Source organism: Streptomyces sp. NPDC086023 (genome assembly GCF_044540325.1).
Taxonomy (GTDB): domain Bacteria; phylum Actinomycetota; class Actinomycetes; order Streptomycetales; family Streptomycetaceae; genus Streptomyces.
Window position 1 is genome coordinate 133,538 of the sequence record NZ_JBITRX010000011.1, and the last position, 17,079, is coordinate 150,616.

General features: G+C 73.6%; 22 protein-coding genes, 1 pseudogene and 1 riboswitch. Of the genes and pseudogenes, 8 read left to right on the plus strand and 15 right to left on the minus strand.

The window, feature by feature from the left end; genetic code table 11:
* Positions 1-142: 142 nt before the first annotated feature.
* The 6 genes from ACIF6F_RS22510 to ACIF6F_RS22535 all read right to left on the minus strand — a co-directional run bounded on the left by ACIF6F_RS22510 (position 143) and on the right by ACIF6F_RS22535 (position 4,043).
* Entirely contained in the window at positions 143-385 is a 243-nt protein-coding gene (locus ACIF6F_RS22510) for a protealysin inhibitor emfourin (RefSeq protein WP_399949255.1), read from the minus strand.
* Between the two features lie 229 nt (positions 386-614).
* Positions 615-1,100 (minus strand): hypothetical protein, encoded by a 486-nt coding sequence (locus tag ACIF6F_RS22515; protein ID WP_399949257.1) that lies wholly within the window; start codon positions 1,098-1,100, stop codon positions 615-617.
* Complete coding sequence (locus ACIF6F_RS22520; protein WP_399949259.1) at positions 1,093-1,539, minus strand: Ohr family peroxiredoxin; 447 nt, start codon at positions 1,537-1,539, stop codon at positions 1,093-1,095. Before ACIF6F_RS22520 ends, ACIF6F_RS22515 begins: the two co-directional genes overlap by 8 nt.
* 84 nt (positions 1,540-1,623) lie before the next feature.
* Positions 1,624-1,685, minus strand: a riboswitch (guanidine-III (ykkC-III) riboswitch).
* A gap of 178 nt (positions 1,686-1,863) precedes the next feature.
* Complete coding sequence (locus ACIF6F_RS22525; protein WP_399949261.1) at positions 1,864-2,292, minus strand: VOC family protein; 429 nt, start codon at positions 2,290-2,292, stop codon at positions 1,864-1,866.
* A gap of 50 nt (positions 2,293-2,342) precedes the next feature.
* Positions 2,343-3,416, minus strand: coding sequence for a mechanosensitive ion channel family protein (locus ACIF6F_RS22530; RefSeq protein ID WP_399949263.1), 1,074 nt, complete (start codon positions 3,414-3,416; stop codon positions 2,343-2,345).
* A gap of 135 nt (positions 3,417-3,551) precedes the next feature.
* Positions 3,552-4,043, minus strand: a complete 492-nt coding sequence (locus ACIF6F_RS22535) for a flavin reductase family protein (RefSeq protein ID WP_399949265.1) — start codon at positions 4,041-4,043, stop codon at positions 3,552-3,554.
* Positions 4,044-4,264: 221 nt separating this feature from the next.
* Here ACIF6F_RS22535 and ACIF6F_RS22540 point away from each other — a divergent pair, with 221 nt between their 5' ends.
* The 5 genes from ACIF6F_RS22540 (at position 4,265) to ACIF6F_RS22560 (ending at position 9,486) form a co-directional block, all read left to right on the plus strand.
* Entirely contained in the window at positions 4,265-4,573 is a 309-nt protein-coding gene (locus tag ACIF6F_RS22540) for a DUF6479 family protein (protein WP_399949267.1), read from the plus strand.
* Between the two features lie 35 nt (positions 4,574-4,608).
* Positions 4,609-6,336 carry an NlpC/P60 family protein gene (locus tag ACIF6F_RS22545; RefSeq protein WP_399949269.1) on the plus strand — a complete coding sequence of 576 codons (1,728 nt, stop codon included), beginning with the start codon at positions 4,609-4,611 and terminating at the stop codon, positions 6,334-6,336.
* A gap of 142 nt (positions 6,337-6,478) precedes the next feature.
* Complete coding sequence (locus ACIF6F_RS22550; protein WP_399949271.1) at positions 6,479-7,291, plus strand: class I SAM-dependent methyltransferase; 813 nt, start codon at positions 6,479-6,481, stop codon at positions 7,289-7,291.
* 502 nt (positions 7,292-7,793) lie between these two features.
* The gene (locus ACIF6F_RS22555; RefSeq protein ID WP_399949274.1) at positions 7,794-8,060 is read left to right on the plus strand and encodes a GlsB/YeaQ/YmgE family stress response membrane protein; all 267 of its coding nucleotides are present in this window, start codon (positions 7,794-7,796) and stop codon (positions 8,058-8,060) included.
* A 133-nt stretch (positions 8,061-8,193) separates the two neighbouring features.
* Positions 8,194-9,486: a geranylgeranyl reductase family protein gene (locus ACIF6F_RS22560; RefSeq protein WP_399949276.1), complete on the plus strand. Its 1,293-nt coding sequence runs from the start codon at positions 8,194-8,196 to the stop codon at positions 9,484-9,486.
* 10 nt (positions 9,487-9,496) lie between these two features.
* Here ACIF6F_RS22560 and ACIF6F_RS22565 read toward each other — a convergent pair.
* A pseudogene (locus ACIF6F_RS22565) lies at positions 9,497-9,790 on the minus strand (IS5/IS1182 family transposase); the annotation flags it as partial.
* Between the two features lie 227 nt (positions 9,791-10,017).
* Here ACIF6F_RS22565 and ACIF6F_RS22570 point away from each other — a divergent pair.
* Positions 10,018-10,527, plus strand: a complete 510-nt coding sequence (locus ACIF6F_RS22570; RefSeq protein ID WP_399949278.1) for a hypothetical protein — start codon at positions 10,018-10,020, stop codon at positions 10,525-10,527.
* Positions 10,528-10,694: 167 nt separating this feature from the next.
* On the opposite strand, the gene ACIF6F_RS22575 is transcribed toward ACIF6F_RS22570, so the two are convergent.
* Genes ACIF6F_RS22575 through ACIF6F_RS22610 form a run of 8 tightly spaced genes read right to left on the minus strand, consistent with a single transcriptional unit; the run spans position 10,695 to position 14,643 of the window.
* Positions 10,695-11,102 carry a gas vesicle protein K gene (locus ACIF6F_RS22575; RefSeq protein ID WP_399949280.1) on the minus strand — a complete coding sequence of 136 codons (408 nt, stop codon included), beginning with the start codon at positions 11,100-11,102 and terminating at the stop codon, positions 10,695-10,697.
* Entirely contained in the window at positions 11,099-11,350 is a 252-nt protein-coding gene (locus tag ACIF6F_RS22580) for a gas vesicle protein (RefSeq protein ID WP_399949282.1), read from the minus strand. Before ACIF6F_RS22580 ends, ACIF6F_RS22575 begins: the two co-directional genes overlap by 4 nt.
* Entirely contained in the window at positions 11,347-12,234 is an 888-nt protein-coding gene (locus tag ACIF6F_RS22585) for a GvpL/GvpF family gas vesicle protein (protein ID WP_399949284.1), read from the minus strand. The genes ACIF6F_RS22580 and ACIF6F_RS22585 overlap by 4 nt, the downstream gene beginning before the upstream one ends.
* Entirely contained in the window at positions 12,231-12,734 is a 504-nt protein-coding gene (gene gvpJ, locus ACIF6F_RS22590; RefSeq protein ID WP_399949286.1) for a gas vesicle protein GvpJ, read from the minus strand. The genes ACIF6F_RS22585 and gvpJ overlap by 4 nt, the downstream gene beginning before the upstream one ends.
* A gap of 48 nt (positions 12,735-12,782) precedes the next feature.
* A complete protein-coding gene (locus ACIF6F_RS22595; protein WP_399949288.1) occupies positions 12,783-13,031 on the minus strand; it encodes a gas vesicle protein GvpG in 249 nt (82 codons plus the stop codon).
* A gap of 56 nt (positions 13,032-13,087) precedes the next feature.
* Positions 13,088-13,798 (minus strand): GvpL/GvpF family gas vesicle protein, encoded by a 711-nt coding sequence (locus ACIF6F_RS22600; RefSeq protein WP_399949290.1) that lies wholly within the window; start codon positions 13,796-13,798, stop codon positions 13,088-13,090.
* Positions 13,799-13,801: 3 nt separating this feature from the next.
* Complete coding sequence (locus ACIF6F_RS22605; protein WP_399949292.1) at positions 13,802-14,302, minus strand: gas vesicle structural protein GvpA; 501 nt, start codon at positions 14,300-14,302, stop codon at positions 13,802-13,804.
* 29 nt (positions 14,303-14,331) lie between these two features.
* Positions 14,332-14,643 (minus strand): gas vesicle protein, encoded by a 312-nt coding sequence (locus tag ACIF6F_RS22610; protein ID WP_399949294.1) that lies wholly within the window; start codon positions 14,641-14,643, stop codon positions 14,332-14,334.
* A 171-nt stretch (positions 14,644-14,814) separates the two neighbouring features.
* On the opposite strand from ACIF6F_RS22610, the gene ACIF6F_RS22615 reads away from it, so the two are divergent.
* Together ACIF6F_RS22615 and ACIF6F_RS22620 are read left to right on the plus strand one after the other, a co-directional pair.
* Positions 14,815-15,882, plus strand: coding sequence for a histone protein (locus ACIF6F_RS22615; RefSeq protein WP_399949296.1), 1,068 nt, complete (start codon positions 14,815-14,817; stop codon positions 15,880-15,882).
* 3 nt (positions 15,883-15,885) lie between these two features.
* A complete protein-coding gene (locus tag ACIF6F_RS22620; RefSeq protein WP_399949298.1) occupies positions 15,886-16,983 on the plus strand; it encodes an SRPBCC family protein in 1,098 nt (365 codons plus the stop codon).
* Positions 16,984-17,079 lie beyond the last annotated feature (96 nt).

Below are 17,079 nucleotides of genomic sequence, written 5' to 3' on the forward strand. Positions count from 1 at the left end.
GGGGGTGGTCCGCGGCCCCCCGCGGCCGGGGGGGGGGGCCCGGGGGGGGGGGGGCCGCGCGCGGGCCGCCCCCCCCCCCCCCCCGCCGGCGTGTGTCGGCGGTGGCCCGGCCGCCGTGGGCGTCCGGGCCACTGACGTCAGGTCAGGCCGCTTCGTCCAGCACGGCGCGGATCAGCCTGCGCTGGTCCTCGGAGAGGCAGCCGTCCTCGACGTCGACCACCTGGTCGTCCACGGTGATCCGGTAGTGGAAGCCGTCCGGGGTGCCCGACAGGGCCCTGAGGGCCAGCTCCTCCCAGTGCGCCGCGTCGCGGCGGCCCGAGGTGTCGAGCTCGCGGGCCTTCTCCACACCCGCGAAGCCGCCGGATCGCGTGACGATGATCCGCATGTTCGTTACCTCCGTGGTCCGGTCGGCCGCCGCGGGGAAGTCCGGTACCGGTCCCCCGCGGCGGTGGCGGCGCGTCGCCGCCGCCCCCGCGCCTGCCCCGCATCCGCGCGCCCGGGCACCGCGAGGGCCCGGAGCGGCCCGATCCGTCCGGAAAGCGCCGCCGGTTGGCCGAGAGGAGCCGGTTAGGGTGCCTGCCGCGGCCCCCGCCCCGCTCCCGAGAGCCCGGTGGTCACAGCCGCCAGTACGTGCCCGTACGGGAGTCGACGTGGACCACGTGCCGGCCGACGCGTACGACGTGGTGGTCCCGGCCGGTCCAGGAGCCGCTGTCGCCCTCGGCCCCGGGGAGCGGCGTCCAGACCTCCAGGAAGGTGCTGCCGTCCGGGTTGGCGCCCCACTCGACGAGGTCCGTCCCCTCCCACCGGAAGCTGCCCGCGTCCTCGCCGGGCTCCCCCGTCAGGTGGTGGAAGTGCACCCGGCGGCCGTCGAATTCGGTGGTGCCGGCGAAGCCCCGGCTGTCCGCGAAGTACGGGCCGTCCTGAAGCCAGACCACCTCCTGGTCCTCGCGCAGGGGTCCGCCGTCGCGGCTGATCCCGCGCCGCAGCCACGCGCCCCGCTCCGGCACCGGCACGCCGGGCCCGCCGGGGGCCGGGGTCCCGGTCGGGACCGGGTACCGGCTTCGGTCCGGCGGCCCGGGCGCGGCGGCCGGCTCAGGCATCGGCCGGGCCGCCGTCGAGCGCCCGGAGCGAGAGCTCGATGTTGCCGCGTACCGCCTGCGAGTAGGGGCAGACCGCGTCCGCGCGGTGGAGCAGGGGCAGCAGGTCGGCCGCCGTCCAGCCGGGCACGGAGACGGTGAGGCCGACGGCGAGGCCGTAACCCGCGGGCGTGTCCGTGGTGCCCAGCCGGACCTCGCATGCCACGCGGGCGGCCGACGCGTCGGCACCGAACTCGCCGGCCACCTCGGCCAGCGCGGAGGTGAAGCATGCGGCGAAGCCGGCCGCGAACAGCTGCTCGGGGTTGGTGGTGCCGGGCACCTTCTTGCGGGGCGGAGCCAGCCGGACGTCCAGCCGTCCGTCATCGGTGACGACCGCTCCGGTGCGGCCTCCGGAGGCCTGCGCGGTCGTGGTGTAGAGGGTGCGGGTGAGCGGCACGGTCATGTGGTCGGCCCATCTGTGCGACGAGGGAAACGCTGCCCGGGGCCGGACAGCGGTACGGCGCCTGCCGGTGGGACGGCGCCGTGGGGCGCGTCGTCGTGCGTAACCGGGTACGGCGCATCTCGTCCGGGGCCTCGGGTGGGGCCGCCGCACAATCTAGCAACGGACCGCCGGGACCGGGTCCCGCCGGTGACCCTTCTCACCCCGGAGGGCACAGCAGGGGCCGGCTGCGGGCCGACGGCGGCCGGCGCGGCGGCCGCTCGCCAACGGGACCCGGCCGGGACCGCACCCCGCGCCCGGTGGGACCGGGCCCGCGTGCGGGCCCCCTCAGCCGCGGCGGGACTGGGCCGGTACGGCCCCCGGCCGGACGGCGGACAGGATGAACCCGTGGCCCGCCGGGTCGGCGTAGCGGCGCACGCTGGTACGGCTGCCCGGCCCGCTGCCGGGGTCCTCGGCGGCCACCGGCCGGGCCCCGAGCGCCACGGCCTCGCGCTCGGCGTCGTCCAGGTTCGGCGCGGGGACCAGTATGTGCAGGTGGGCCTGCTGGGAGCCCTCGGGGAGGGGCCAGCTCGGCGGGGCGTGGTGCGGGTCCCGGCGGACGCCGAGGACCACGCCGGCGGGGCCGGACACGAGGAGCAGGTCCCCGTCGTCCGGGGCGGGCGCGGCGGTGCCGCCGAGGAGGTCGGCGTAGAAGCGGGCCAGCGGCTCGGGGTCGGCGCTGTCCAGGACGAGGACTGTGGTCTTGGGTACGGTCATGCCGCGCGTGTGCCCGGAGTCCGCGCCCGTACACGGGGCGTGTCCGGACGTCAGTCCCAGGCCGGGCGGCGCGGGCCGTCGCCGTCCGACGAGACGGCCGGGGCCACCGCCAGGCGCGGCAGGGCGTGGGGGTGCTTCTCGGAGAGCCAGGCGACGAGGCGTTCCCGTACCGCGCAGCGGACGGTCCACAGGTCGTCGGCGTCCTTGGCCGTGACGATGGCCCGGACGACGATCGTGGAGGGGGTCGTCTCGGTGACGGCGACGTCCCAGCCGCGGCCGTCCCACGCGGGGCAGCCGCGGAGGATGTCGTGCACGTGGTCGCGTATGAGGTCCACCGGCGCGGAGTGGTCGCAGTGGAGGAAGACGCTGCCGGTCATCTGGAGGCCGCCGCGGGACCAGTTCTCGAACGGCCGGGTGGTGAAGTACGAGACCGGCATGGTGATCCGGCGCTCGTCCCAGGTCCGCACGGCGAGGAAGGTGAGGGTGATGTCCTCGACCACTCCCCACTCGCCGTCGACGACGACCGTGTCGCCGATGCGGACGAGGTCGCCGAACGCGATCTGGAAACCGGCGAAGAGGTTGCCCAGCGTCGACTGGGCGGCGATGCCGGCGACGATGCCGATGATCCCGGCGGAGGCGAGCACGGAGGTGCCGAGTGCGCGGAAGCTCGGGAAGGTGAGCAGCATCGCGGCGACCGCGACGACGGCGACGACGGCGGTCACGACCCGCATGATCAGCGTCACCTGGGTACGGACCCGGCGCAGCCGGGCGGGGTCGCGGGGGCCGGTCGCGTAGCGCGCGTAACCGGACTCGACGGCGGCGGAGGCCACGCCGACGATCAGCCACGCGCCGGCGCCGATCAGGACGAGGGAGAGGACGTGGCCGACGACGGCCTCGTGGTCCTCCAGGGGCTGCCAGGCGGTCTGCCGGTAGGCGCCCCGCAGCAGGGCGGCGAGCAGCACGATCTGCAGGGCGGGGCGGCAGCGGCGCAGGGCGTTCCACAGGGGCGTTTCGGGGTGGCGGGCGTCGGCTCGGCGCAGCAGCAGGTCGACGGCCCAGCCGGCGGCGACGGTGAGCAGGACCGAGCCTCCCAGGACGACGGGCAGGCGGAGGGCGCTGTTCATGGCTCCTCGGCGGGGTAGACGGCACGGACGGGGGCGCGCCTGCCCAGCGGAGCGGGAGTCACACAACGGACCGGGAGAGGGAGCGGTCCGGGGCGGTGGAGGCGGCCCGGCCCGCGTTCGGTGTCCGGTGGCCGGTCAGGTGGGGTGTCCGGGGTCGATGTCCTTGACGTCGTGGTACGTCAGGACGCCGGGGCCGGCCGCGGCCGGCGGGGACACCTCGGCGGGGGCCAGGAGGTGGCCGATGTGGTCGCCGCCGTCGACCCTGGCCTCGATGCGTCCCTCGAACCAGGCGTGGGCCCCGGTCAGCAGGGGGCTCCCGCCGGTGCCGGGGCGCCATGCGACCCGGGTGAACTTGTCCACCTCGTCGCCGGTCTCGCCGCCGAACAGCTCGGCCAGGGGCCGCTGGTCGGGGCCGAGGAGGTGGACGGCGAGGTGCGAGGCGCGGCGGGCGACCCGGTACGTGTGGTTGAGCGTGGACAGCCAGACCATGAAGCGCGGCGGGTGGATGGAGCACTGCGAGGCGAAGCCGACGAGGCAGCCCGCACGTTCGCGGCCGGCGGCCACGGTGACCACGTACACGGGCCCGTCCAGCCGGTCGGCGAACGCGTCGATCGACGTTCCGGTCACGACCCCACCGCCTTTCGTGTGTGCTGCGTCCGGCCGCGGCTCCCGTGCCGGCTTCCGGCCCGGATCCCGCGCGCCCGTCCGGGCGCGCCCGGCCCGTGTGACCGGCTACCCCGGTCATCGGCACCGAATCCCGGCCGCCTGAGACCCGGTCCCCGGGGGTGTACGGCAGGCCGGCGGAAACGGCCGCGTGCAAGGCGCGGCACAGCGGGTAGACGCGGGCCATGATCACTCCCAGCGCCCTCACCGCACCCGCCCCCGCGTCCCTCCCCTCCGCCGCACCCGACGCCGCCCCGTTCCCGTCCGCCGCACAGCTCGCCGCCTACGGTTCCCCGTCGCTCCTCCTGATCCTGGCCGGCCTGGTCGTCGTCGCGGTCCTGCTCGGCGCGTTCTGGTGGGGCAGCCGGCGGGCGGCGGCCCGCAAGGACCCGGGCGCGCGGCCGGCGCGCCAGCCACGGCCCGCGCGCGCCCGGGAGGACTCGTGGCAGACCCCGGACGAGTCCGCACCCGGCGCCGACGACCACCGTCCCTGAACGAGGGACTCCAGGGGCGTGTGGATCATGTACGCATGACACACACGTCACGCCGCACCCTGCTGTCGGCGCTCGCCGCCTCCGCCGTCCCGCTGTCCGTACTCGCCCCCGCGCCCGCCGCCCGGGCCGCCGAAGGCGCGGTCGCGGCCCCGCTCCCCGCCGGGCTCGCCGGGCCCGCGTCCTCCGTGACCGTGGCGCCCATGGACGCCTCCTGGTTCACGCAGGTCACGCTGACCTCGCCGCTCACCGCGACCGTCCTGCCGGGGACCCCGGCCCGTACCGAGGTCACCTCCGGAGGCCGCCGGGTCGCCCTGCTCACCCACGGCGCCCGCACGGTGGTCGTGCCCGGCCCGCGGCGTACCTTCGCGGAGAACAAGCGGCCGTTCGCCGAGGACTTCGACCGCACCCTGCCCGACCCCGCGCGCAACCCCGCCACGCGTCCGTACTGGGGCAACTCGCCGGGCGGCGGCACCTGGGAGACCGAGGGCCCCGTGTCCGGCGACTTCTCGGTGTCGCCGGGCCGCGGACTCATCGCCCTCACCACGGACGGCGCGAGCCGCTACGCCACGCTGAAGGACGACGGGATCACCGACGTGGACGTGACTGCGGTGGCGGCCTTCGACAAGGTGCCGACGGGCGACGCGTGTTCGTACGCCCTGCTCTTCGGCTACGCATCGGCGGAGAACCACCTCCGGGCCCGGCTCTCCTTCCTGACCACGGGCGCCGTCGAGCTGCGCGTGGAGAAGGTGACGGGCGGCGCCCCGGCCGCCCTCGGTCCGGTGCTCACCCTCGCCACCGGCGTGCCCGCCGGCACGGCGTGGGGCATACGGGTGCTGCGGGAGGGCAACCGCATCCGGGTCAGGGCCTGGCGGGCCTCCGCCGGACAGCCCGGCACCTGGCATGCCGACGTCACCGATGCCAACTCCCCCAAGGGCCGCATCGGTCTGCGGGCCCTCGCCAACCAGGGCTGCACCAGCCTGCCCGTCACGTTCTCCGCCACCGCGTTCCAGGTCGCCGACGCCGCGTGGGCGACCCCGCCGAGCGTCACCCACGGCGACTGGGTGCGGGTGCTGCCCGCGCCCTTCGACGGCACCTGGACGCCCGCCCTGGAGCAGACGGTCCGCGGCTGGACCGGCTCACTCGCCCCGGACGTCCTTGCGTACGCGGCCATGTTCCTGCCCGGCGCGCCCGCGGTGACCAGCGGTGCGGGCCCGGCCGCCGGCCGGAAGGTGCTCGGCGAGGCGCAGTACAGCCCCGCCGACCCCTACGGCGACCGCACCGTGGGCGCCGACTTCCACGAGTTCATGGGCGTGGACTGGACCTTCCCCAACGGCAAGGTGAAGACGGCCGACCCGGACTTCCTGGGCTCCCTCGACTGCTCCGGCTACACCCGCATGGTGTACGGCTACCACATGGGCGTTCCGGTGGCCGACATGTACGACGCGTCGCCGGCCCGGCTCCCGCGTACCTCCGAGCAGATGGCCGACCACGCCACCGGTGTGCGCCTGGCCCGCACCACCGGCGCCACTCCGGACGTCCTCGCCCTCCTCCAGCCGGGCGACCTGCTGTTCTGGGACACCGACAGGGACGGGGAGGTGGACCACGTCGGCATCCACCTGGGCACCGACGCCTCCGGCAAGGCGCGCTTCGTGTCCAGCCGCAAGACCGTCAACGGCCCGACGATGGCCGACGTCGCCGGTGCCTCGCTCCTCGACGGCGGCGGCACCTACGACACGACGCTGCACACCGTGCACCGGATCTGACCGCGCGGGGCGGCCGGGAGCGGAGGAGGATCGGTGGTGTCGCGGCCCGGGAGACCGTGCGCCACCGGTCCAGTGTGTGGAGGTACGCCATGGAACCGTTCGACGACCGCCCCGGCTCGGCCGGCGTCATCCGGGCGGCGGCATGAGCACCGCACCGGCCGGCGGGCGCTACGGCGAGGACGTCTTCCGCCCCGAGGAGGCGGGCGAGGGGGAGCGCATCGACTACGGTGCCCTCGCCTACGACGACACGACGATGGCGCGGCTGCGCGCCCTCGGCGTCGGCCCGGGCTGGCACTGCCTCGACGTGGGTGCCGGTACGGGCACGGTGTCCCGGCGGCTGCTGGACGAGGCCGGGGTGGCGAGCGTGCTCGCGGTCGACCGGGACGTGCGGTTCCTCCCCGACCACCCCGGGCTGGACGTGCTGGAGGCCGACGTCACCGCCCGGGGCTTCGCCCCCGGCCGCTTCCGGCTGGTGCACGCCCGCTTCGTGCTGATGCACCTGGCCGAGCACGAGCGGCTCGTCGGGCAGCTGGCGGAACTCGTCGAGCCCGGCGGGTTCCTGGTGCTCGGCGACGCCGTCGACCTGACGGGCGACCGGGCACCCGGCACGCCGTACACCGAGGTCATGCGCGCGATGTGGCAGGGGCTGCGGGAGACCATCGGCACGGACGTGTCGTGGGTGCCGTCGTACCCGCAACTGCTGCGCGGGGCCGGGCTCGTACCGGTGGCCGCCGAGATCCACGTACCCCCGCTGGAGCCGGGCAGCCCCATCAGCCGCTTCTGGGCGGACACGTGGGAGCGGAGCCGGGCGGCGATGCGCGCCACCGGCCTGGTCGACGACGCGGCCGTGGACGCGGCGGTGCGCTACCTGGACTCCCCCGAGTGCGCATCGCTGTCGGCCGGCATGCTCACGGCCTGGGGCCGCAGGCCCGTGGAGGGCGGTGCCGCCGCCTGATGCCGGCCCGTGCCCGTCGCCGCCCGGGGCCGCGCGCCGGACGCGCGCGCTCCGGGACGCCCGGCCGTACACGGGTGCGCCGCTCCGCCCGCGTTTGAAACGGGGAATCCGGTGAAGACGGTGGGCAAAGTATTCTCGTAGGGAGAAGTGGACCTTCCGGGGCTTCCCCACCCGGATTCTTTCGATCTTTTCCCGCAACCGGGAGGAGATCCCCGTGAAACCCGATCTGCGGCGGCGCAGGCGACGGTGGCGGAGGCGGCGGACACTGGCCCGCTGGACATACCGGGCCGTCCCCCGCCGAATGCTCCTGCGGCTCAGCCTGCGCCTCACGGGGTGGGGCGTGCGGCTGGCGATCCGACGGCTCCTGCGCGCCGCTTTCTGACGGTCCCCCCGAAATCCCTTTCCGGTTTTTCGCCACCGGCCGCCCCTTTAGCGTTTACGAAGCGCCGGACGGTAAAGAAGCGGAATCATCACCGGCCTCACGACGAGCCAGGAAGGGATCATGGGAATACTCGCTTGGATACTCCTCGGGCTGCTCGCGGGCATCATCGCCAAGTGGCTGATGCCCGGAGACGACCCGGGCGGGATCATCGTCACCACGCTCATCGGCATCGCGGGCGGCCTGCTCGGCGGATGGCTCGGCAAGGTCATCTTCGGCGTCGACTCCGTGGACGGGTTCTTCGAACTCTCCACGTGGATCGCCGCCATCGTCGGCTCCCTCATCCTGCTCGCCCTCTACCGCCTGTTCACGCGCCGCAAGCACGCGTGACGGCCCCGGGCCCACGGGCCCCGTCGGACGCGGCTCCGCCCTCCCCCTCCGGGGCGGAGCCGCCACTCGTGCCGTCGGGCGATTTCGGCCGCGCCGCACGGCGGCCCCGGGCATCACACGGCATAGTGGTCGGGTGATCACCGAACGTGGCGATGCCGGGGTTGAAGAGGCGCAGGTCATCGTGGTGGGGGCGGGGCCCGCGGGATCCGCGGCCGCTGTCCACCTCGCGCGCGCGGGTCTGGACGTACTGCTGCTGGAGAAGAGCGGTTTCCCCCGGGAGAAGGTGTGCGGGGACGGGCTCACACCCCGCAGCGTGCACCAGCTGGTGCGGCTGGGCGTCGACGTCAACGAGCCGGGCTGGATGCGCAACAAGGGCATGCGGTGGGTGTGCGAGGGGAAGACGGTCGAGCTGGAATGGCCGCGGCTGGGCAGCCTCCCGGACTTCGGGCTCACCCGCACCCGGCACGACTTCGACGACCTGCTGGCCGGGCACGCCCGCGCCGCCGGAGCCCGGCTGCGCACGCAGGTCAAGGTGACGGCCCCGCTGACGGACCGCGCGGGCCACGTCACCGGGGTGACCGCCGTACGCGGGCCCGACGAGGAGCCCGTACGGTACCTGGCCCCGCTGGTGGTGGCGGCCGACGGGGCCTCCGCCCGCACCGCGCTGGCCCTGGGGCTCGACCGCGACGCCAGCCGGCCCGTCGCGGCGGCGGCGCGCCGCTACTACCGCAGCGAGGCCCGTACCAACGACCCGTACCTGGAACTCTGGGCCGACCTGCGCTGCCCGGGCAGCGGCCTGGACCTGCCCGGCTACGGCTGGGTCTTCCCGCTCGGCGACGGCCGCGTCAACGTCGGCCTCGGCGCCCTGCCGCAGCAGCGGCGGCGCCGGCCCGTGGACCTGCGGGCCACCCTGGACCTCTGGCTCTCCCGGATGCCCGAGGACTGGGGGCTGCGCGAGGAGAACGCCGACTCGCCGCTGCGCAGCGCGCCCCTCCCGATGGGCCTCAACCGGCGGCCGCAGTACCGCAAGGGGCTGGTGCTGGTCGGGGACAGCGCGGGCATGGTCAGCCCGTGGAGCGGCGAGGGCATCGCCCAGGCCATGGAGTCGGCGGAGACGGCGGCGGAGATCATCGCCCTGGCCCTGGCGCGGCCGGCGGGTCCGCGGCGCGAGCACGCGCTGCTGCAGTACCCGTCGGAGATCCGGCGGCGCTGGGGACGCTACTACCGGCTGGGCAACCTCGCCGGTGACCTGCTCTTCTCCCGGTACGGCTTCCGCCCGGTGCTGCACCCGCGCGTGATGGCCTCGCCCCAGCTGATGCGCACGCTGTCCCGGCTGCTGATCCACGTCGGCGACGAGCCGGCGCGCGACGGCGTGGACGCCGTGCTGCAGACGCTGCTGCGACTCGTCCCGCGTCCGAGCCGCTAGCTTGTGGTGAGCCCCTGTCGGCGTGGCGTCTGCCGGGCTCGCGCCGTCGCCGACCACTGCGCGAGCGGATCGGGGGGATGCCCTTCACCAGCGGTATGCGGGCCTGGCTGTCGTGCAGGTCGGGCCCGGACATGCCGACGGATATGGGCAGACCCGGCCGTTCCATGATGAGGTGGATCGTCGAGCCGTACGTGCCCCGGTCGACAGGCTCATCGAGGACCAGGCGGTGGAGCTTGGCCCACACCCCGGCTTTCGACCACTCCGAGAACCGCCGGTGGGCGGACTCACCGAATACCGAGTCACCCCATTGAGATGGCCTCTTGACGTCCTCTGAGGGCATAACGGAGAGCCTCCCTTGCACAGGGCTCCGCATTGACTAGGTTTGTCACGGTTTGGTCGGCTCGGAATTGGGAGTGATGGATGCACCGTTTGCGCGCGCTGGCAGTGGCAACTGTTGTCCTGGCTGCGGGAGTTTCTTCCTCTCCGATGGTGGCGGCGCAGGGACATGACCCCGCACCTGGGGGTTCGGTCGTGTTCAACAACGGCAACAACAACGTCAACATCTTCGGGAACGGCAACAACGCCGCCGGCCGCGACAACCTCGTCGGCACCGGACACACCGCGGGCAGCGGTCACAGCATCGGCTCGGGAACGACCTCCCCCCTTCCGTGTCCCATCGAGGTCTTTAACTACACTGCGGAAAACCTGACACTCCAGGGCGCTCCCCCCGCCAACATGTCCCCGTTCATGGGGCAGCAGATCCCCGCGGAGACGCCTCTGGGCGTCTGGATCGGGAACATGCCGCAGGCTGCGACGGCAACTCTGAGATACCAGTCGCCTGGTTCACCCAGCGCACTCACCGTCGTCATGGGACTCACCTCCCAAACAGCCCCGCCGGGCGGAATCTGCGAGGGGGCGGACGACTCGTCAGTCTGCGCGGCGAGTGCCGGCTACTGGTGCCAGGTCTCGGACGGTTCCATTTCCATCGGGGCAGGAGACCCTCCCCCGACCCGACGTGCTTCCGCCAAGACCAAGCGCTGAGACGAGAACTGCAGGGCCTGTCGCGGGGCGCCTGGCTGCCATCTCCTCTGGGTGACGCGGTATTCCGTGAGTCCTGGCGGGGATCGTTGAGCGTCCGGAGCGGCCGGGGTGTGGGCCAAGCTCCACCGCCTGGCCCTCGATGAACGGCTCGCCGAACGAGACGACTTCTATTCATCGAGCGAGGGCCGATCGGGCGGGAGCAGGGGGCCGAGGGGCCCGAGGTCGAGGTTGAGGTCTTCGAGGCCGTAGCCGTGCTCGGCGCACAGTTCCGTCATCCGGTCGTGGAGGGCGAGCAGCGTGGCGCCGAGCTCCTCCTCCTGCTCGTCGGTGAGGTCGCCGGCGTCGACGCGGCGCAGGGCCTGGCGTTCGATGAGCTGGCGCACGAGTTCGACGAGGGTGAGGACCAGCTTCAGGAGGTCCTCGCCCACGCGGTCGGGGTCGGTGCGCAGGCGCCGGGCCGGGGCGCGGGGTTCACCGGGGGGCTCGGGGGGTGCCTGGATCAGCCGGAAGGCGGTGGCCATGGTGTCGCTGACGGTGTCGAGGCCGGGGGCGGGGGACGGGTCGGGGGTGGTCATGGCTGCTGCTCGCGGTGGTCGTTCGGGCCGTACGCGCCGTAGGGGGTGAACGCGTCGGAGCGGTCCTGCGCCTCGCTGTTCACCGAGGTGACGAGGGCGCGCAGGGAGATGCGTACGAGGTCGATGTCGGCGATGGACAGGACGAGGTCGCCGCTGATGACGACCCCGCCGGCGAGAAGCCGGTCGAGGAGGTCGACGAGGGCGACCTGCCTGCCGGGGAGCGGCTCGTCGTGGTCGGCGATCGTCATGGGCTCGGGTGTGCCGTGGGGCTGCCGGTGGTCCCGCCGGGGGCGGTGCGCGCCGCGTCGGCCCGGTCGGGGGCGAGCGGGAGCGTCGCGAAGGAGTAGGGCGCCCAGGGGCCGGTGACCTCGATGCGGACACCGGGCAGGCCCTCCCCCGCCTGCTGGACGGCGGTGCGGAACGCCCCGGCCTGGTCGTCCCGGACCAGGTAGGCGTCGTTGAGGACGTTCTCCCCGCTCTCGCCCCGGGTGAGGGGGCCGCTCTGGGTGGGGTGGCGGACGCGGTGGGAGGCGTACGAGGCCGCTGTCGCGGCGATGCGTTCCGCAGCCCGGGCGGCCTGGCGGTGGCGGTCCTCGCGGGCGTGGTGCTGGGCCCTGCGCGCCCGGAGGTACGCCTTGCCGGGGCTCGCGGCGGGTGCGGGGGAAGGTGCCGTCGACGGGGTGCCGGACAGGGTGTCCTCCGGGGCGGGGCGTACGTACGCCTTGACGCCGTACTCGCGGTGGTGGGCCAGGGAGGCGAGCCGGTCGGCGAAGGCGCGGTGCTGCCGGCCGAGTGCCGCCAGGGCGCGGTCGCGGTCCTGGTAGAGGGTGGCCATGCGCAGCGGCAGGACGGTGGTGCGGTCGGTGAGGGTCTCGATGACCCGGTGGTGGGCCCTGGCGGTGTCCTCAAGCCAGCCGAGGTCCTCGAAGCGTGCCTTCAGGGGTTCCTCCGCCCAGTCGGCTTCCGGGACCTGGCTGGTGAGGAACACGGCGGTCGGCGGGCCGCCGTCCTGCGGCTCCAGGAGTTCGACGGGGGCGGCCGCGACCCCGCGCAGGCCGGAGACGGCCTCGCCGAGCCCGGGTGCGGGGGCGGCGACCGCGTAGACGTAGGTGAGGGTGCGGTCGGGGTTCACGGGCTCTGCCGCTTCCTGCTGCCGGCGCCGGCGGCGCGGGGCCGGGAGGCCCGCTCCCCGGGGGCGCTCCGCCCGTCGGGGGCGGGGGGCTGCCCGTCGGAGGCAGGGGTCTGCTCGCCGCGGGTGAGGGTCCGCTCGTCGCGGCCGCCGGCCGCGGGGGCGAGGCGCTCCCGCCGGAGCGACTCCAGCTCGGCGCGCAGGCGTCGGTTCTCCTCCGCGAGCGGGTCGCCGCTGTGCCGGGAGGAGAGGGAGGGGTCGTGCTCCCACCAGTCGATGCCCATCTCCTTGGCCTTGTCCACCGAGGCGATGAGGATGCGGAGTTTGATGGTGAGCAGCTCGATGTCGAGCAGGTTGATGCGGATGTCGCCGGCGATGACGATGCCCTTGTCCAGGACGCGTTCGAGGATGTCGGCCAGGCTGCCGGTCGAGGCCGGCGGGTACGACATGGCGCCGGCCCGGGACGGCAGGGGGCCCAGCCGGTCGGCGAGTGGGTCAGTCACGGTCCTCGGCCTCCCCGGTCGTGGCGGGCCGGCGGGCCGCGTCCCCGGTCATGACAGGCCCTGCCGGTGCCGGGCGATCTCGTCGAGCCGGTCGAGGAGTTCGTCCTCGGCGCTGTCGAACGCGGCCTGGTCGATCTCGCCGGCCCGCAGCTGCCGTTCGAGGTCCGACAGCGCGGCGTAGACGGGCCGCGGGTCGTAGAACTCCTCCTCGGCCTTGTCGAGGACGCGCTGCGCGACCCACGCCACGCCGCGCACCGGCAGCAGCGGTGCCGTCAGCAGGCTGGTCAGCAGCCCCATGGCTCCTCCTGACGCCCGGCGGGCCCGGACCGCCCGCGGCGGCCGGGGCCGGGACCCTAGACAAAGCTGTACGGGGGCAGTGGTCCGGCGAAGCGGAAGGCGACGCCGTGGACCTGCTCGGCGAGGCTCGCCTCGGCCTGGGCGAGCTCGTCCTGCCGCTCCCGCTCGACGAGCAGGGAGAGGTTGACGATGTCGCCGTCGGCCGGGGCGCGCACGGTGTGGTCCCGGGCGAAGGGGATGAGTGCCTGGACCAGTCCGGCAGCCAGGGCTTCCTGGCGGTTGCGCACTTCGCCGGCGACGAGTTCGCCGAGCTGGAGCGGGAGCCGTGGGTCCTGGTCACCCTCCTTGATCCGGTCGTTGAGGCGCCGTGCCCGGGGGGAGTCGTCGAGGATCTCGCGCAGCAGCCCCTCTTCGTGCTGGGCGGCGCGCACGTGGTACTCGGCGCAGCCCTCCAGCCGCTCCAGCGCTTCGCGGTAGGCGTCCGCACCCTGTTCGAGCACGTCGGCGACCGCCTGGTCGTCGTGTGCGATGTAGCCGAACTGCAGTGGCAGGACGGTGCCGTCGGCCATCAGGCGCTCCTGCACCTCCTGGTGCGCCGTCAGGTCCCGGCGCTTTGCCCGGATCTCCTCGTCGACGTCCTGGACCACGGCGCGCAGCCCGCCGGCGGTGACGGTGCGCAGCGGCGCGGGTTCGGCTCCGACGCCTGTGAGGCCGTCCAGGCGGCACGGGTGCGCCGCGCCGGTGATCGAGTACACGTACACGGCCATCGCCTACTCCCTTGCGCGGCGGGGGGCCGTGCGGCGGGCGGGGCGGCGTCGGCGCGGGGCCGGCTCCTCCTCCGGCTCCTCCTCCGGTTCCTCCTCCGCCTCTTCCTGCGGCTCTTCCTCTTCCGGCTCGTCCTCGTCGTCCGACTTGCCGCTGAAGGCCTGCGTCACCGCCTCGACGGCACCGCTCAGGGCGCCCTTCGACTTGCCGTGCGCCCCGCTCTCGACCGCGTTGCCGACAACGTCGGTCAGCTGGGTCGGCGCCTTGCGGCCCGATTCGAGGTCGAGGCGGTTGCACGCCTCGGCGAACCGCAGGTAGGTGTCGACGCTGGCCACGACGATCCGCGCGTCTATCTTCAGCAGTTCGATCCCGACGACCGAGACGCGGATGAACACGTCGATGACGAGGCCGCGGTCGAGGATGAGTTCCAGTACGTCGTAGAGGCTCGCCGTGTTTCCGCCTCCGGTTCTGCCGACGCTGCTCGCGCCTTGCGGGACCACAGTCATGGGCCGCTTCCCTTCGCGGGGGCCGGTCCTCAGGCCGGCCGGTCGATCATGCCCCGGCTGTAGCGCCGGGTCTGCTCGTACGAGATCAGCTCGCCCTCCCCGTCGATGGTGACCTTGTAGCTGGCCATGACGCTGGTGGTGTCGGGGATGCGCGCCAGCTCCAGGACCTCGACCTGGGCCTCCCAGCCCTCTTCGGTCGGGCGCAGGGAGGACACCGATTCGGGCTCCCGGCCCAGCAGCTGGGCGAGCTGCTCCCTCGCCGAACGCATGGCCGACGCGGCACCGGTGACGCCGCGGCGTGCGGGCGCCTTCCGGCGGCGGGCGGGCTGTGCTTCAGCCATGAGCCACTCCCCTCGCGGGCTGACTCGTTCGCCTGCCCGCTCACTCAAGGGGCAAACAACACCTTGTCGATTGAAAACCATCATTCTCTGAAATTCGCTCTCTTTACGGCGCATAAGTGACGCCGTGGCGAGCAGCACGCCCACTGACCCGCCTGCTGAAGGGACAGACTCATGCAGGACACGACCAAGATCGCCCTGGCGGCCGCGGTCGCCGGTGGATACGTACTGGGCCGGGCGAAGAAGGGCCGCCTGGCCTTCTCCCTGGTGACCTACGCGGCCGGCCGCAAGCTGGGACTGGACCCGAAGGAAATCGCGGCCCAGGCACTGAAGCGGCTGAGCGAGATGCCACAGGTAGCCGAGCTCGGCGAGCAGCTCAGGGGCGAGGCGCTGGACGCGGGCCGCAAGGCCGTGACGGCGGCCGCGAACCGCAGGCTCTCCCAACTCGCCGACACGGTCCACGACCGCACCCTGGCCCTGACGCAGGGCGACAGCGGCGGCGAGGAGGGGGAGGAGGACGAGGACCGGTACGAGGACCGGTACGAGGACGAGGACGAGGACGAGGACCGGTACGACGATCGTGACGACGACCGCGACTACCGCTACGACGACGAGGACGAGGACGAGGAAGAAGCCGAGGAAGAACCGGACGAGGAGTACGAGGGGTACGGCGACGAGGAGGACCGGGAGGAGGAGCCGCAGGACCGGGCTCCCGAAGAGGAACCGGACGAGGAACCGGAGGAAGAGCCGGAGGAGGAGCCGGAGGCCCGTCGGCGGCCCGCACGCCGCTCCTCCCCCGCACGCAAGGCCCCCGCCAAGAAGGCGGCCGCGGCCAGGAAGGCGGCCCCGGCCAGGAAGCGGGCCTCCACGGCGAGGTCCTCGGCCGCGAAGAAGACCTCCGCGGCGAAGACGTCGGCCGGGAACGCCCCATCGGCGAAGAAGGCTGCTGCCAAGAAGGCGGCCCCGGCCAAGAAGTCCGCCGCCCGGAGCGGGGCGGCGAACTCCTCCGCGAAGAAGGCGACCCCCTCCGGCAGCAAGGCGAAGCCGTCATCCGGCTCGCGGCGCTCCGCGCCCTCCACGTCCGCGGCGAAGCCGGCGTCCAAGGCCACCACGAAGAAGGCACCGGCCAAGAAGGCGCCCGCGAAGAAGACCACGGCCCGGCGGCCGGCGTCCAAGACGGCCGCCAAGAAGACCACGGCCTCGAAGAAGTCGGCCGCCCGCACATCGACGGCGAGGAGGTGAACCATGGCCACGACGGAGCGCGACGCGAAGGGCGCACAGTCGGGTTTCGACAAGCTGATGGACGAAGTCTCGGGGTTCCTCTCGGCCCAGGCCGGCCAGCTGGCGGACAAGGCCGTGGACAAGGTCGGCGACCTCACGGACCGGCTGCAGGACTCGGCCGAGAACGGTAGCCCGTTGCCCGGGATCGGGGGCCGGCTCCTCCAGGGCGACTCGCCGCTGAAGGCGGCACTGGGCCAGTCGATCGAGCCGGTCAAGGAAAAGGTCAAGGAAGTCGGTTCGAGCCTGCTCGGCGGCAAGGGCAAGGGCAAGGGCCGCAAGGGCAGCACCAAGGCCATCAACATCGTCGAGAGCATCGACGTGGGAGTGCCGCTGCGCACCGCCTACGACCACTGGACGCAGTACGAGAACTTCAGCAGCTTCGCCAAGGGCGTGCGCAGCGTGTCACAGGGCGACGACACCACGTCCGACTGGAAGGTGAAGGTCGGCCCCTCGACGCGGAACTGGAAGGCAACCGTTCAGGAGCAGATTCCCGACGAGCGGATCGTGTGGAGCTCGGACGGACCGAAGGGCACGACCCGCGGCTGCGTGACCTTCCACGAACTCGCACCGTCCCTGACCCGCATCCTGCTCGTCGTCGAGTACTACCCCGCGGGCCTGTTCGAGAAGACCGGGAACATCTGGCGGGCCCAGGGCAGGCGCCTGCGCCTGGATCTGAAGCACTTCGACCGGTACGTCAGCCTCTCCAACGAAGAGCCCGAGGGCTGGCGCGGTGAGATCGAGGACGGCGAGGTCGTCGTCAGCCACGAGGAGGCCCTCGAACGGGAGGCGGAAGAGAGCGAGAACGAGGAAGAGGGGCAGGAAGGGGCGGAAGACGCGGAAGAGGAGGGCGAAACGGAAGGGGACTACCCCGAGGACGAAGACGAGGAAGGCGGGGAGGACGACGAGGAGCGGGGGCAGGAGCCGGAGGACGAGTACACGGAGGAGGACGAGGACGAGGACGCAGAAGACGAGGACGAGGAGGGGGACTACGAAGACGAAGACGAAGACGAGGGCGAGTCCGAGGAGGAGGAAGAGCCCCGTCGGGCACGTCGGCGCCGCTGAGCCGCTCGCGACCTTCCCGCCGCCGTGGCCGCAGCTCTCCCGCTCGGCCACGGCCTTCTGCCGTCCCGCCGCTCCGCTCCGCACACCGGACCCGCA